The organism is Pseudoalteromonas sp. OF7H-1 (genome assembly GCF_022347825.1).
Lineage (GTDB): Bacteria > Pseudomonadota > Gammaproteobacteria > Enterobacterales > Alteromonadaceae > Pseudoalteromonas > Pseudoalteromonas maricaloris.
Map to the genome: position 1 here is coordinate 1 of NZ_JAKRFX010000013.1, position 16,202 is coordinate 16,202.

Consider the following 16,202-nt stretch of genomic DNA (forward strand, 5'->3'; position numbering starts at 1 on the left):
AAGTCGAGATAAATCTCGACCTACGACTCTCTTTAACTTTTGATGTAATCACCCACACTGCTTACGGTGTCTAACCAATAACCGTTTTTAGGGTCCTGTGAGAAGTCGAGATAAATCTCGACCTACGACTCTCTTTAACTTTTGATGTAATCACCCACACTGCTTACGGTGTCTAACCAATAACCGTTTTTAGGGTCCTGTGAGAAGTCGAGATAAATCTCGACCTACGACTCTCTTTAACTTTTGATGTAATCACCCACACTGCTTACGGTGTCTAACCAATAACCGTTTTTAGGGTCCTGTGAGAAGTCGAGATAAATCTCGACCTACGGCTCTCTTTTACTTTTGATGTAATTACCCACATTGCTTACGGTGTCTAACCAATAACCATTTTTTGGGTCCTGTAAGTAAGGAATAAGCTGGTCTAACATTTTGGTGTCGACGGTGTACATGCCTTTTTCGCCCACCTCATGTCCAGCAAGAATTATCCAACTGTTATTCGCCCTAAGGTGCTCTAGTAACCCTTTTAGCTCTTCAAAACTAACACCGTCCATTCTCACTCCTGTGAGCTGCGCAAAGTCAGTATAAGTTGGGTGATTAGCGGTTTCATCTAACCACGTGCGGCCACTGTCAAAATGCTTCGCAATCACCGGCACATAACTTTTTACTTCAGCGCCGCGACCAACAAAGGTATTACCACAAGGGTATGCAAAGCTTCTAGGTGTTACGCCCAAATGCTTTTCAATATATTTTGTGGTGCTTACTACATCGCGTTCTATGTAGGCCAAATCAACCTGTTCGAGTCCTTTATCCTTTTCCCTTAGCCAAGCAAAGTTACCCGTACATAAGTGTTCACTGGTGTGATTGCCTATTTCATGCCCCTGCTTCACAGCGGCTTGCCACAATGCGAGCTTTTCCTTCACCTGTGATGGCATAACATAAAATGTGCCTTTCACCTTGTGGCGATTGAGTAGCGGCACTCCCACATCAACTTGGCTTGGCCTTGCATCATCAAACGTAAGGCTTATTGCGTTACGAGCATTATTGGGGTAACTAAAGGTTTGTTTGTTATCTGCCGCTATACTAGACGTATTCACGAACAGAGCGCTTGCCATCATGGCGGCCAAACTGAAGTGAGAAACTAAATTAGAAGATAACTTTGCCATTTGCTTTTCCTTATTGTTGTTTATCCTTATAACCTACATGCGGCTGTGAGTATGACAAAGTGTTAAATTTTCAACTTGTTATTTGCGACTAAGCCCAACGCAAATGGTACTAATTTAGTATTTTTAGCGATACACTAACCCCAATAATAAAAGAGAAAGACAGCGCTGTGTTGAAGTTAGAAGAATACTATCAGGACGTGATCTTGCTCGCCGAAGGCGGAATGAGCAAAGTGTACCTTGCTACCGACAAAAAATTAGGCCGCCGAGTGGCGGTAAAGGTGATGTCACTAACTCAGCACACGCAATCAGATGCACTCAACGAAGCCCGCCTGTTAGCGCGTTTTAACCATCCAAACATAGTACAAATTTATGATGTCTTTGAAAGCGATGGGCAAATGGCTTTGGAAATGGAATATGTGCAAGGTGCAACTTTACAGCACTACACAAAAACACACGTATTAACTACCGAGCAAAAAGTCGAGCTACTAAGCCATATTGCCGATGGCCTGGCCTCAGCTCATGGCCAGAACATTCTTCATTTAGACTTAAAACCTGGCAATATACTGGTTAATGAACAGAGCATAGCCAAAATTGCCGACTTTGGTATTTCACAATTAGAAGACAACCAAGCCTCTCGTCCACATACCAGTTACGGTAGTCTCACAGCAATGTCACCAGAGCAACTTCGTGATGAAACGCTAGACAGTCGCAGTGACTTATTCTCATTTGGGCTAATAGCTTATCAACTGTTAGCAGGACATCATCCTTATTTCGAACAAGCTGACGATGGCAGTGACAAATCTATTGCTGAACAGATCAAGTTCCAACCGTTAAAAGCAAGTGCTAAACGTATTTTAGATATTCCCCCTGCACTGGCACAGCTTATTGATCGCTTATTGCAATACGACAAAAACGCTCGCCCAAGTAGCGCGAATGAAGTCAGTCAGCAGCTAAAGCAAATTTTACACGCCTTTAGCTATGATAACAGCGAAACGACAGTATCACTTGAACAAATCGAACTACGAGATAGAGCCAGAGAGAAAGCCAAAGCACGTAAAAAGCAACTAGGTATTGCAGCACTTTTCACCTTTTTAGTGTGCCTAGCCGTTGGTGGGTACTGGTACTGGCAGGAAACCAAGCCTAAGATCTATATTGCAGCGCTACCGATAAAATTCACTAACTCTTTTCAACTACTTGAAGCGCATCAACAAAACATCGAGTTAGCAATTAACGACGCACTTAAACAACATTTTTTAAGTAACAGTGATTACGTCTTCATTTCAGACAGTGAAGTAGATCAAACACAAAAATTTATTGGTGTTGACGCACCATTAAAGGCATTGGGGCGAGCGTTAAATAGTAATGAGCTTATTACGATAAAACTAGACTGTAATATTCAAAGCTGTGACATCGTTATCGACTTAGTTGATGCGTCTAATGGAGCCTTAATTAATAGTGCGCGAACGATGACGTCGAGTGAAAACTACAGCCATGTTTTTGCTATTACAGCCTCGGCCCTCACTTCATTAACCGGGCGCTCAACTGATTTAGCCACTAGTAATAAAACATTACTGAATAACTACGCCACACTGCATGATGCTAGCTTAGAAAAAAGGGCTGACCGCGCTGCGATATTAAAAGAGTTAACAACGCTGATTGATACTGCACCGGACTTCCTGCCGCTGTATTCACTTTACTCTGAACTCGCGCCGCAGTTATATAGAGATAGTTCGAATGACCAAGTACTTCAAAACTGGGAACAAGTATTACAGCAAGCCCCCAAGAGATTAAAAGGAAGTACAATTATTCAAGGGTCCTATCTCAAGTTTTATGCTCTTGTAAAAGACAAGAGCCATGCCAAAGAAACCTTTTTAGCAATTCAGAATTCAGCCAAGGACGAGTATCAAAAACATGCTTTGATCAGCATCTACTATAATTTAATAGACGATTACGCTTCGGCACTTCATTACACTGAGCTTGCCTATGAACTTAGGCCAACCTTAAAAGTCATCCGCAATGCAGCCTTGTTCAATATGAAGCTTGGCCAATATGAAGAAGCCTTGCCGTACTTACGAGCAGCCAGTCACTACGGCCCTGATAACCTGAAAACACTAAAGGCCATTGCCGATATCTCTCTTCTACTTGGCAAGCTACATGACGCAAACAAATCTTATCAAGCTCTAGTTAAGCGCTCATATACAAGTACGGCTACCTTTAATAATTATGCCATTGTATTGATGTTATTAGGTGATTTAGAGCGTGCACTCGAGTTTGCTGAACGAGCAACTCAGTTGGCGCCCAGTAATGTAGAAATCTTGCTTAACTACGCAGACATATACTCACTAATGGGCGAGAAGGCGAAAGCCAGTGAAGTGTATCTGCAAATTTTAGCCAGTGATCCAGCAAGCCAAGTTGAAGTCGTGCGCATCCAAGCTCTAGCACACCTAGGTAGGCATCAAGAGGCATTAATAGCAATTGATGAATATTTGGCTGAGTATCCCGGTTCAGCTGAGGCTTTTTACGTAAAATCGCTAATTCAAACGCTGATAGAAGAAAAGTATTCCGCGATGGCTTCACTGAAAAAAAGCATTGATTTAGGCTGGAGCCCGTCTTTTTATCGCCTGTCATGGTTCAAGACACTATGTCACTCACCATCACTTGAATTAAGAATTGGCACAGAACACTTTACCTATCTGTGCCAAGTGCAAATTACGAATTAACCTGGAATATCTGGGTCGTCAATAATCACCCTTGGATCTTGAGAAAAATAACGCACGACACCATTTGCAGAGTTATTTTGAGCAACAAGTCTGAACTCAATATTCGAGTTGTTATTCTCTACGAGTGTAACAACCCTCGCATCAGGATTAGCTGAAAGCGCTTTGATATCATCTTCACTTAGCGTATTCGCAACATTCAATGCTTCAATCTTCACCTCAACCGTAAACTCATCTTTTAATGTGCTTATAAGGTTATAATTGAAATTGTCTTGCGCTTCGGTAAAAAAAGTACCGTTTTCAGCAAAGCTCCAGCCGGCTTCATCAGTAACGAGCTTATAAGTTAGAACAGCGGTTTCACCCTGAGCTAATTTAAGTTCAACTGGTTTATCGTCATTTGAAAATATCCAGTTACCCTCAGCTTTTGGCGTCACCGTGTATTCGAGTAAAGTAGGTGTACTCATTCTTTTATCCTTCGTTTGTTTATAGAGCTATTCGCATCTATCTAAGCACATGAATAGCAGTAATTCTATTACAGTTGGTTACAACTTATAGGCATAAGTCATCATAAGCTCACTATAACTGCATATAGATAATTAACTCGCGATAAATATAGAACAAGGGCTACCATCGGCAAGCCCTTGTTAAGCTGAAATTGATTTAAAACAAACAGATGAGCTGTTTATTGAAGCGTCATAGAGATCTATCCACCAAACAAACCTTTAAGTTTGTCTTTTACCTTATCCTTAACCTTGTCTTTGGCTTTGTCTTTTGCCGCTTCTTTTAGGTCTAGGTTAGTTTCAACTTTGTGGAATGGACCTTTGATCCGCACTGGAATTTTAAAACCGGTACTGTCATCGCTGCTGGCTTGCCCTTCAATGGTATCAACAATTCCAGTCACCACACGGTAATCAACTAAAGTTTGTGGTAAATCAACGGTGCCCTTACCTGTCACTCGTAGTAACGGGCTTGCCAACGAGAAGTCATCATTTTGACCTACGCCTTTGGTAAAGATAAAGGTGCCAGTCATGGCTGAGAAGTCGGTTTTTTGATCTGGGTCGAAATTGGCATTGAGTCCTTGCGATACCGAAGAGAAATCGCCTTTGAGCATCTCTTTGCCTTTACGGATCATCTCAGCAAGGTTTGCGCCTTTTACGCCACCATCTTTGAACTCAAAACCTAATTTACCACCTAGAGCATTCACAAATTGCTTTTGACTAACGCCTTGTGTGTTTAACGTCCAATTAAGACTACCTTTACCCAATACTTTGTCAAAGCCAATGGCATCAGTCAGTAGTGGCTCGGCATTAATTGCCGTTAACGCAAAGTCAGTACTGATGGCATAAGGTTTTGCTGCTGCATTTACAACGACCTTACCTTTACCCTGACCTTCATAGGCTTGGAATTTATCTAGGCTCAGTGTTGCCTTACCTGAGTTAAGTACTAGACTGATTTGGTTTTCGCCAAGCTTAATTTCTCTCGCACGTAGCCCTGTAGAGGTGATCTTCACATTCGCATTGAGGCTATTAAGTGCTGACAAATCAATTGCAGTGTCATCCCACACGATAGGCTGTGCTGGTGCGCCTTCTGACTCAGGTTGCGTTTGTGGTTTTTCCACAGGTTCTGGCAAATAAGGGTTAAGATCTAACATGCCAAGGTCAACACTCGCGGTAATATCAGGCTTACCTGAGAGGGTGACTTTACTTTGACCTTTTATTACCAATTCGTCCAAGGTTGCCTCTAAGGCATTGAGAGTAAAGACTTGCCCTTGCATCGTCATTTTGGCGTTTAGGCCAAAGTCATTGAACGCATTTTCTTTGGCTTTTAGGTCAACGCCCTGCCACTTAGCTAGCGCTTTTACCGAGTCGCCAGTCAAGGCTAATTGACCGCGAATGGTTTTACCTTGCTCTGCAATTTCACCTTTATAGTCAAGGTTGAACAGCGCTGATTTTACTTGTTGTTCAACATTAAAGGTTTCACCTTCTACCGCCTTTGCTGGATTATCGAGTGTAGTAACTAGGTTAAAAGTTTGACCTTGAAAAGTCAGCTTGCCGTCGACTTCTAATGGTTGGTACAGTGACGATAACATCACGCTAATGTCTAAATCAGTTACCTGATATTCAGCGCCTGTCACACCATCAAGGTAAGTCACCGAACCACCATAAATCGCCACTTCGCCAAGGCTAACATCTAAGCCTTCCGGTAACTGCATATTACCTTGTGAACTGGTTTGCGCCGTTGGCGCGCTTTCTGCACTGGTGGGTAGCAACTGCCAGTTAGCATTACCTTGTTTGTCGGTTTCTAGAATAATTTTAGGATTATTGATCACAAAGCGCTCAAGCTTAGCTTCACCAGACAGCGCACTTAACCACGGAATATGCACGGCAAGTTGCTCCATGGCAAACATATCTGGGCGACTGCCCGTTGCCATGTTGGCAAATCGCACTTGGTTTAGCTCAATGTGCAGCGTTGGGAAAATACCGATGTCAGAGTCGCCATCGATCGACAGTTTTCTACCTGTCACTGACTCAACCTGTGACGTGACTTGGTCAATAATTGCCTGTTTGGGGATTAAAAACGGGGCTGCGATAACAAGAATAATAATAAGCGCGACAATGGCGCCTACGATTTTAACTAGCCGGTTCATTGCTTTTCCTTCGTAAGGCTTGGTTCTCTTTATGATAACGGCTGTAGTCGAATATACCATGAATAAAGGCAAATAATTTGTACTGAGCGATTGCAACCTTTTGACTAATCGGTATGATCCTCGCCCTTGCCAGTTTTTAGCGTCATTAGCTATATTTTACTGGTTGGTTTATTAATCAAACTTGGAGTATCTAACCCGCATGAAGAAACTGCTCATATCACCGTCAAACATGGCCTTGGGCGAACAAGAAAGTCAGATTTATCAAAATATCCTCAAACAGGCCACGGAGATCAGCCTTAATCTGATGGCGGTTAAGGTGGAAAATCACCCTGAAGATTTTCTTGGTTGGTGTTATGAACTGCTTGATGTGGCGAAAAATCGTATCAATTTTGATTTACTGGATGACCATCAATTACCCACAGTGAAAAAGCTACAAGATCTGCTCATCGCAGCGATTAGCTTTTTACAACTCAAAACGTTACGCATTGCGCCTTGGCCTATGGTGGCTGCATTTATTGCTAGTCACAAAGAAGTGATTGCACTAGATGAGCAATTAAAACTGATTGAATACCTTAAACCAATGCGCAGCACTCCACTTAAAGACATGATCAAAGAAGATCGGCTCGCCTTTAGCGGTAAGCATGCTGCAAATTTAGATACCAGCGTGTATCAGTTTGACGTAGAGTGGTTTGCCTCCACCAAAAGTGCAAAAGGCTTTCACCAGTTATTAGACGACCTTCCGGGTGCTTTTGATGAAGCGCTAGCCGCAATCCCGGCAGAAGGTGACGTGACGCTCGAGCATTACCAATCATTTATGGTCGGGTATTTAAGTGCCTTTGCTGGCAGCGAGGAAAAGCCAACGCTTGCACCAGCTACTCGCCTATTAGCAATGCGTCGCCCTGATGTGTTCACTCCAATAACCTCGAGCAAGCTTGACGCTTTGTGCCAAGCATTTGGTGTTGCTAAACTTAACAATCGCGATTTTGAGCGTTACTGGACCGATGTCGTCAGCACCATTAAAGCAATGCCATGGTATACGATGGCCGCTCCCGTGGATGAGTTTGAAACGCAACTTACTGAAATTAAAGCGCTGCTACCATGCCTGTTTTATTACGCGGATAAAGACACCGCCACTAACTCCAATTACTTTAAGCTACTGCATAAACCTCAGCGCAGCGGCACCAGTGGTGGCAAAAAAACAGTACGCCGCGGTAAAGAGTCAGCAGAAGTGTTAGTCGACCGCGCACTCGCGGATGAGTCTATTCCAGAGCATATTCGCACCAAACGTGACTCGATAGTCGCTGAAGTGGAAAAAGGCCGCAGTGTTGATGAAACCATCAGCTTAATGCGCACCATCTTTGGATAACTAACCTAAACTTCAATAACGGCTAGCGCAATCCACAGCTTGCATTAATATCGTGCAAGCTGTGGTACTTTGCACCAGCCATGTGCAACATTTATGCAAATCACTCTGCCCTACTTTCGAAACTCAGAAATTAAATTCCAATATTTTTAATAACATAGAATAAATTCTCCGCCATTTCCTGACATTGGCCTCCCCCTTGCACTTACTCTTTGCAGAAAATGCAATGACAACAACCGAATAATAACTCTGCGTTCAATGGGGAAAACAGAATGAAAAACAAACCTTTGCTTATGCTACTAGGCGGCCTGACTGCGTGCTTTTGTGTCTCTGCTCATGCGGAAGTAACAGCAAATATTGCGGCAAGCTCAAATTACTACTGGCGTGGTATCACCCAGACTGATGACGGCGCAGCGGTGTCTGGCGGCTTGGATTATAGCAATGAGTCTGGGTTTTATGCGGGCACTTGGGTCTCTAACATCGACTTTGGCGACTCCGCCAGTTACGAAATGGATCTGTACGCGGGTTACGCTGGCGAAATCAAGGGCATGAGTTTTGATTTCGGTTATATCCACTACGCCTATCCCGATGCCAGTGGAGATATTGATTTTGGCGAGATTTACGCCGCGCTTGGCTGGCAATACTTTACTTTTAAACTCAGCCACCTAGCCACAGCGCAAAGCGACTCAACCACGGAAGAAGACATGCTATATGCCGAAGTGTCGGCCAGCTTCCCCATTTTTAAAGACAGTGAATTAACTCTACATATTGGTCGCTCCAGCGGAGACACAGTGCTTGAGTGGACAGGTGAAGACGACGCTTATATGGATTACGGGGTGAGTTTATCTACGCAAGGCTTTACCTTTGGATTAGTAAAAACCGACTTAGACAGTAGCGATGATATAAAAGCATACGTAAGTTATGGATTAGATTTTAATCTGTGATGACCAAAGGTGAGCGGTCCTGTGACAGCCGCATCACCTTATTTTTTACTTGCTGCAACACGTAGGGCCGAAAGGCCCTTTTTTTGTGGCTGAATTTATAAGGCTGTCGCGTAAATTGGCTTCAATCCACGTATGTAACGTTTTATGGTACGCTATGCCCAGTAGACGCTGTCCAAATGCGATACCACTGCTCGCGACTCATGCTAAGTGACTGTGAAGCAAACGCGCTGGCAACTCGAGTGATATTTCCCGTTCCAAGCACAGTGGCGGGTTTCGATGGATGCATGGCAAGCCATGCGTAGATCACTTGATCAATTTCAGTGCAACCAATCTCTTCACCCACTTGCTGTAGCACCGCACGCAGGCGTTTGGCTTTTTCATCTTCACTGGAGAATATTCTGCCCCCTGCCAGCGGCGACCACAGCATAGGGTTTATACCTAGTTGTTGGCACTGATCAAGCGTGCCATCGTCAAGCGCTTTCATCTCATAAGGTGAAAACTCAACTTGGTTGGTCACTAAAGCGAAATCGAGTCTCGATTGCAATAAGGCAAGCTGGCTGGGTGTAAAGTTCGAGACCCCAAAATGCAGCACATCGCCGTTTTGTTTGAGGGTATGAAACGCATCGGCAACTTCATCAGCATCCATCAGATAATCCGGGCGATGGATCAATAGCACATCCAGCCTATCCGTGCCGAAATGCTTTAGTGACTGCTGCGCTTGGGCAACGATATGCGCCTTACTCGAATCATAGTGGTTCGCCTTTCCCGCTAATCCCAAGCTCGGGAATGCGGGCTTAATACCACATTTAGTGATGATCCGAATGTGCTCTCGAATGCTAGGCTCAAGCGCTAAGGCTTTGCCAAACTCCGCCTCACACTGATACTCACCGTAAATATCAGCATGATCAGTATCGCGTATTCCAAGCTCAATCGCTTGCTTTAAAAAGCGTAAATTTTCTTGCGGCGTAATTTGCCAATCTAATAGCCGCCAAAACCCCAATACTAACGGGTCAAGTACGCGGGTGTTTGAGTTCATAACGTAATTCCTACTGTTGCAGCCACTTGCTTGGCTTTCTCGACAGCACTTTCAGCCGAGTCTGAACGCGCTAACGCTACACCCATTCTGCGCTTGCCACTCACCTCTGGTTTACCAAACAAACGAATATCCGTTAGTGGCTCTGCAAGCGCTTGTGCAAGATTGTTGAACTGTAATTGTGTTGACTCCCCTTCGACAAGGATCACGCTAGATGCTGATGGCCCATTGAAGTGAATGGTGGGGATAGGCAAACCTAAAATTGCCCGAGCATGCAGCGCAAACTCACTTAAGTCTTGCGAGATAAGCGTGACCATGCCGGTATCATGTGGCCTTGGTGAGACTTCGCTGAAGTAAACTTCATCACCCTTAATAAACAGCTCAACGCCAAACAGACCCCGACCGCCCAGCGCTGCCGTGACTTTTTCAGCCATCGCTTTGCTGCGCTCTAGCGCGAGTGCTGACATCTGCTGCGGCTGCCAGCTTTGCTGATAATCACCGTCTTGTTGCACATGTCCAATTGGCTCACAAAAACTCGTACCATCGATATGGCGTACGGTTAGCAGCGTAATTTCGTAGTCAAAATCAACAAAACCTTCCACAATCACTCTGCCCTGACCTGCACGCCCACCTTCTTGAGCATAGTGCCAAGCCGCTTCGATATCCGCGGCACTTTTAATCACACTTTGCCCTTTACCTGACGAGCTCATGATAGGCTTAACCACACATGGCATGCCGATACGCGCGACAGTAGCATTAAAGTCTGCCAAGGTATCAACAAATTGGTAGGGTGAAGTAGCAAGTCCAAGCGTCTCAGCGGCAAGACGGCGGATCCCTTCACGGTTCATGGTCAGTTGAGTCGCTTTGGCGGTTGGCACCACCGTGTAACCTTTAGCCTCTAATTCCACCAACTTATCCGTCGCAATGGCTTCGATTTCCGGCACGATATAATCAGGTTGCTCTTGTTCAATAATCGCTTTGAGTTTTTCACCATCCAACATAGACAAGGTATAGCTGCGATCTGCCACTTGCATCGCTGGCGCATTGTCGTAGCGATCTAAGACAATCACTTCTGCACCTAAGCGCTTAAATTCGATAACGACTTCCTTTCCTAACTCGCCACCACCGCAGAGTAATACTTTGCAAGCAGTTGCCGAAAAGGGCGTGCCCAGAGGTTTGATTTTCATGATGATTCCTTGGTTGGTTTGATGCCCCATGGTAGCGACTTTTTGTCATATGCAAAAGCTGAGAAGACGGCAATTCAACTCGAAATCACAAAATACACATTTCAAACACATTCTTTACATATTGTACACAAAGAGCATTTTTATATTTAAAGGATTACTTCAATGACCGCCCAGTCTCCTATTGATTACAGCACTCAGCCGCAGATCTTATTAACGCAAGCATTCAGCCAATACGCCAATAAAGTTGCACTGATATTTAACGGTACGCAAGTCACCTATAAAGCACTTGAAGAGCAGGTAACACGAGTCGCCGCGAATATTCAGCAACAAGCGAATCTGAGCCAATCTCAATCGCCTTATGTGGCACTATATCTCGAGCGTGGCATTGATATGGTCGTGGGGATCTTAGCGGCAATCAAATCAGGACTGGGTTATATCCCTATTTCCACTGAGGCACCCAAAGCTCGCTGCGAGTTTATTCTTGAAGATAGCCAACCGGCGCTTATCGTCACCCATGGGCATTATCAAGCGCTGCCACAATTTGGCCATACACCTCAAGTGTTGATCGAATCTCCTGCAACGCAAGCCTTTGTTACTCCTGATTATAAAATGAGTGATATTGCCTATGTGATCTACACCTCGGGCACCACTGGCACGCCAAAAGGCGTAGAAGTACCTTACCAAAATTTACTTTATTTAGCCGAGTCACAAATTGGCCGCTTTGAACTAGACCAACTTGACCGCGTTATGATGTTTGCCTCTTATATTTTCGATGCCAGTGTATTTGAGCTGCTCGTGCATATCATGTTGGGCCAAACTGTATTTGTAACGACAGAAACCGAGCGACGTGATGCCAAAGCGCTAAGCCAATTGATCTCAAAAAATGCGATTCAATTTGGCGCTATCCCTCCTGCATTGCTGGCTTTGATGGACCCCCGTGATTTGCGCTCTATGCGCAAATTAATCGTCGCAGGAGAAACCCCAAATCTAGAAATGCTTTCTCGACTTTCAGAAGTCACGCGAGTGTTTAACGGTTATGGTCCTACCGAATATACCGTGTGCACCTGCGCCAATGAATATACCAATGCCGACTCCGAATTTAATATTGGTCAACCTTTTGTGAATACCAGACTTTATGTGCTAGATGAGCAATTGCAACAAGTAGCCAATGGCGCTATCGGTGAGCTCTATATTAGTGGTGCAGGTTTAGCAAAAGGATACTTAAACCGTCCTGAACTCACAAAATCTCGATTTATCGCCAACCCATATTATCAAGCAGAAGTCGATCCTGTGCACTTCGCTAGACTTTACAAAACTGGCGACTTAGTAAGTTTTGACGGTGATAATTATCATTTTGTTGGTCGTAATGACAACCAAATTAAGCTACGTGGATTTCGTATTGAGTTAGGTGAAATAGAAAAAGTTGTTGCCCAACATGAGGCTGTAAAACTTGCAAGCTGCCAAGTAGTACAACGAGGTAATGCTAAGTTCTTGGTAGCCTTTATCGTTCCTCATAGTGAACCTACAGCAGACCTTGGACAACACATCAGCCAGTTAGCAGAAAAGCTACTGCCAGACTATATGCTGCCTGATCACTATCAATGTTTAGACGCATTACCCATGACCGAAAACGGGAAGGTAGATAGCCGCGCACTCGCTAATTACGAATTAAGTAGCCAACAAGACCAACCGCAAGATCAGCTTAGCCAAGAACAACAAGCTTTTTTAGCGCAGTTTCAAGGTTTCTGTTTGCCAGGTCTTGGCTGGCAACAAGATTTTTTCCAACAAGGTGGAGACTCTATCTCCGCAATCAACCTTAGCAACCAGTTATTTCAGCAGCTCGGCTTAAGCGTGCCAACACATCTAATCTATCGCTATCGTAGTGCTGGACAAGTATGGCAGGCAATGCAAACTCAACACTTTGAAACCATTGCGATTCCAAAGCGCGGTGCTGATTTTGAGGAAGTCGCCCCGCTATCACTGCAACAACGCGCGATTTGGTTTTTAGCCAAAGCCGATCCAAGCGATAAAGCCTATCATGCAAAGTGTACAATCACCTTCAGTGGCGATTTAAATGTACCTGCACTACAAGGTGCATTACAAGATATCGTTGATAACCATGCGATTTTCCGTACTAGCTACGACTTACATGAGCCGCTGCAGTATATTGCAAAGCACTACCAGCAAGATGTGCCTTACTTTGACTTTAGTGAGTATCAAGAAGCACAAGCATTAGCTGAGGTCGATAAACTCGTTAATGGTCATATGAATGATATTTTTGCGATTGACCAATTACCGCTGGCACGTTGGGCAATTGTAAAAATTAGCGAATATAAACATGTACTTATTCATATTGAACATCACTTAGTACATGATGGTTGGTCTTCTAACATCTTCCTTGTTCACCTATTTAGTTGTTATAAACAGCGCTTGAATGGCGCAAGCCAAGGTACTTTGCCTGAGATCACACAATACGCCGATTACGCAGCCTATCAGCATCAATGGTTGGGAACAGAGCAAGCCGAGTTGCAACGTCAATTTTGGAAGGCACAACTTCAAGACGCACCGAGCCGTATTAACTTACCTGTTTCTCGTCTCGGCGAAACCGCAACCGAACGTGGTCGCGCACACCGAGTTAAACTGCCTCGTTCGCTATGGAACAATTTAAAAGCCTACAGCCAAGCGCATCAGATCACGCCATTCGCCGTTGCCCTTGCGGCATTAAATATTGTCCTTTCGCGCTTTAGTGGCGATCAGGATATTTGTATTGGTTCTGGCGTTGCAAACCGAGGCTACACCAATGTGGATGATACCATTGGTATGCTCGTCAGCACCGTAGTGGCGCGAGTACAGCAAACACCAGAAATGTCTGTTGAACAACTGGTACAGCATTGTTTTGAAGTCAGTAACGATATGCTGGCCAATCAAACCCTACCATTTACTGAAGTCGTCGCGGACGTAAACCCTGAGCGCATCAAAGGCGTCAACCCGTTATTCCAGATCTGTTTTAGCTTCCATGATTCACCACTCCCAGAGCTCACGCTTCCAGGGTTAGATGATATTGAGTATTTCGAGGCGATCAGCAGTCAAGCGGCTAAGTTTGAGATTAATATCGTGGTGCTCACCCGAATGGGGCAAGATCAGGATGATTCGGTCACTATGTTATGGGAATTTGACTTAAACCGCTATGACCCTTGGTTTATCGATGCCTTAAGTGACAACTTTAGTCATATTCTCGCGCAACTTATCAGCGTTGATGGGCAATTACCACTTGAGCAGTTGAGTTTACAAAGCCATGTTGAGCGCGATGTTCAAATAGCGCAGCACCAAAGCCAAGATTTACTGTCACTATTTACGTATCACGCGCAGTCTCGCAACCAGCAAACTGCACTTATCACCAGTCAAACGGAGTTAAGCTATCAGGCGTTAAGTACTCGGTCAGACAGCCTTGCTGCACATATTCTTAAGCAGTATGGTACGCTTGAGTATATCGGCCTATACCTGCAGCCCGGCATTGACACAGTGGTTGCAATGCTCGCCATCATGAAAGCTGGTGCCGCTTATGTGCCGCTATCGCCAAGAGCGCCAGCTGCCCGCAATGCTTTTATTATTGACGATGCTCAGCTCAAGTTAGTATTAACCAACACCATAAGTCAGCAAAGCTTGAGCGAAAATGAGCAATCAAATTGGCCACTGTTAAACTTGGATAATACATTCGCGCCTTGCGATATTGCACTTTGCCAACCGTCGCCTGATTCTGCAGCCTATATAATTTACACCTCAGGTACGACGGGACAACCTAAAGGCGTTATTCAAAGCCATAAAAATGTTGCGCGCTTGCTATCTGCCAGTCAACCGCTTTACCACTTTAATAGCGAAGATACTTGGGTGCTTTATCACGATACGATTTTTGACTTTAGTGTTTGGGAAATATGGGGAGCACTGTGTCATGGCGGTCGGTTGTTTATTCCAAGCTACGAAGAAGCAAGAGACAGTTTTGGTTTTGTAAAGCAGTGTGAGCAATTTGCTGTCACCGTGCTTAACCAAACTCCCAGTGCATTCTATAATTTTAGTGATGTTGCCATTTCTGCGGCGGCGTCGCTCGATAGCCTTAGCACTGTGATCTTTGGTGGTGAGCAGCTCAACTACGATAAACTGAGTCCTTGGTGGCAACGCTTTGGTCAGCGTATTCAATTGGTCAATATGTACGGTATTACTGAAACCACAGTACATGTCACCTATCAACCTTTACATCCTAACATGAATACCCAGATTGCTGACATTGGCGTGCCGCTCAATGATATGCAGGCTTGGGTGCTGGATAGTCAGTTACGTCCCGTACCTGTAGGTTGTCCTGGAGAGCTGTTTATCTCTGGTGCAGGTTTGGCGATTGGGTATTTGAACCAACCAGAGCTGAGCGCCACTCGCTTTTTCGAGCTAACGCTCAATGGCAAACTCACTCGCGTTTACAAAACCGGTGATAACGCCAGATTATTACCAAGCGGTCATTTAGAATACCTAGGTCGTTTGGATAACCAAGTGAAGATCAGGGGTCATCGTATCGAGCTTGGTGAAGTCGAATCCCAATTGCTCAGCTGTAGCGGTGTTAAAGAAGCAGCAGTGATCACCTATACACGCCAAAATCAAACGGCGCTAAGTGGCTATGCTGTGATGGAAAACCATGCTTATTTTGACGCCGAGCTGTTACTTAACCATCTACGAACGCAGCTGCCAGCATATATGGTACCGGATAGCATCACCCAACTCACGGCGATGCCACTCACCGTAAACGGAAAGCTAGATAGCAAAGCACTACCGCTACCGCAGATGTCATCATCAAACCAATACGCCGCGCCGCGCACAGCGCTTGAACAGACGCTGTGCCAAATTTGGCAAACCACATTAGAACTGGAACAAGTCGGTATCCATGATAATTTCTATCGTCTAGGTGGTAACTCCATCTTAGCAGTGCAGCTCGTGCGCAATGCCCATAAATGGCACCAGATTGCGATCCCGTTATCAGCGATCATTGCCAACCCATCGGTTGCGGCTCTGGCGCAATATCTAGACACCATAGAGCTGGGTGATATCACCCAATCTCAAGACGCACCTGCCACCACCTCTTCGCAGGTGATGGAGCTATAG

Annotated in this window: 9 protein-coding genes; 4 read left to right on the forward strand and 5 right to left on the reverse strand. The window is 44.8% G+C overall.

The genetic code is table 11. From position 1 onward, the window contains the following. Positions 1-326: 326 nt before the first annotated feature. Complete coding sequence (locus MHN30_RS15815) at positions 327-1,166, reverse strand: polysaccharide deacetylase family protein (RefSeq protein WP_239360318.1); 840 nt, start codon at positions 1,164-1,166, stop codon at positions 327-329. Positions 1,167-1,333: 167 nt separating this feature from the next. Here MHN30_RS15815 and MHN30_RS15820 point away from each other — a divergent pair, with 167 nt between their 5' ends. Further along, complete coding sequence (locus tag MHN30_RS15820; RefSeq protein ID WP_130165081.1) at positions 1,334-3,886, forward strand: serine/threonine-protein kinase; 2,553 nt, start codon at positions 1,334-1,336, stop codon at positions 3,884-3,886. Here the strand turns inward: MHN30_RS15820 and MHN30_RS15825 are convergent. Beyond that, positions 3,883-4,347, reverse strand: coding sequence for a hypothetical protein (locus MHN30_RS15825; protein WP_130165082.1), 465 nt, complete (start codon positions 4,345-4,347; stop codon positions 3,883-3,885). The genes MHN30_RS15820 and MHN30_RS15825 overlap by 4 nt on opposite strands. Before the next feature lie 239 nt (positions 4,348-4,586). Next, positions 4,587-6,530, reverse strand: a complete 1,944-nt coding sequence (locus MHN30_RS15830) for an AsmA family protein (protein ID WP_239360320.1) — start codon at positions 6,528-6,530, stop codon at positions 4,587-4,589. 199 nt (positions 6,531-6,729) lie between these two features. On the opposite strand from MHN30_RS15830, the gene MHN30_RS15835 reads away from it, so the two are divergent. Together MHN30_RS15835 and MHN30_RS15840 are read left to right on the forward strand one after the other, a co-directional pair. Continuing rightward, positions 6,730-7,896: a hypothetical protein gene (locus MHN30_RS15835; RefSeq protein WP_165384119.1), complete on the forward strand. Its 1,167-nt coding sequence runs from the start codon at positions 6,730-6,732 to the stop codon at positions 7,894-7,896. A gap of 269 nt (positions 7,897-8,165) precedes the next feature. After that, complete coding sequence (locus MHN30_RS15840) at positions 8,166-8,837, forward strand: TorF family putative porin (protein WP_130165084.1); 672 nt, start codon at positions 8,166-8,168, stop codon at positions 8,835-8,837. A 142-nt stretch (positions 8,838-8,979) separates the two neighbouring features. Here MHN30_RS15840 and MHN30_RS15845 read toward each other — a convergent pair whose 3' ends face one another. Both MHN30_RS15845 and purT read right to left on the reverse strand, forming a co-directional pair. After that, positions 8,980-9,873, reverse strand: a complete 894-nt coding sequence (locus tag MHN30_RS15845; RefSeq protein ID WP_239360322.1) for an aldo/keto reductase — start codon at positions 9,871-9,873, stop codon at positions 8,980-8,982. Beyond that, positions 9,870-11,057 carry a formate-dependent phosphoribosylglycinamide formyltransferase gene (gene purT, locus MHN30_RS15850; RefSeq protein ID WP_130165086.1) on the reverse strand — a complete coding sequence of 396 codons (1,188 nt, stop codon included), beginning with the start codon at positions 11,055-11,057 and terminating at the stop codon, positions 9,870-9,872. Before purT ends, MHN30_RS15845 begins: the two co-directional genes overlap by 4 nt. Before the next feature lie 162 nt (positions 11,058-11,219). Between purT and MHN30_RS15855 the strand changes: the two genes are divergently transcribed. After that, a complete protein-coding gene (locus MHN30_RS15855; protein WP_239360324.1) occupies positions 11,220-16,202 on the forward strand; it encodes a non-ribosomal peptide synthetase in 4,983 nt (1,660 codons plus the stop codon).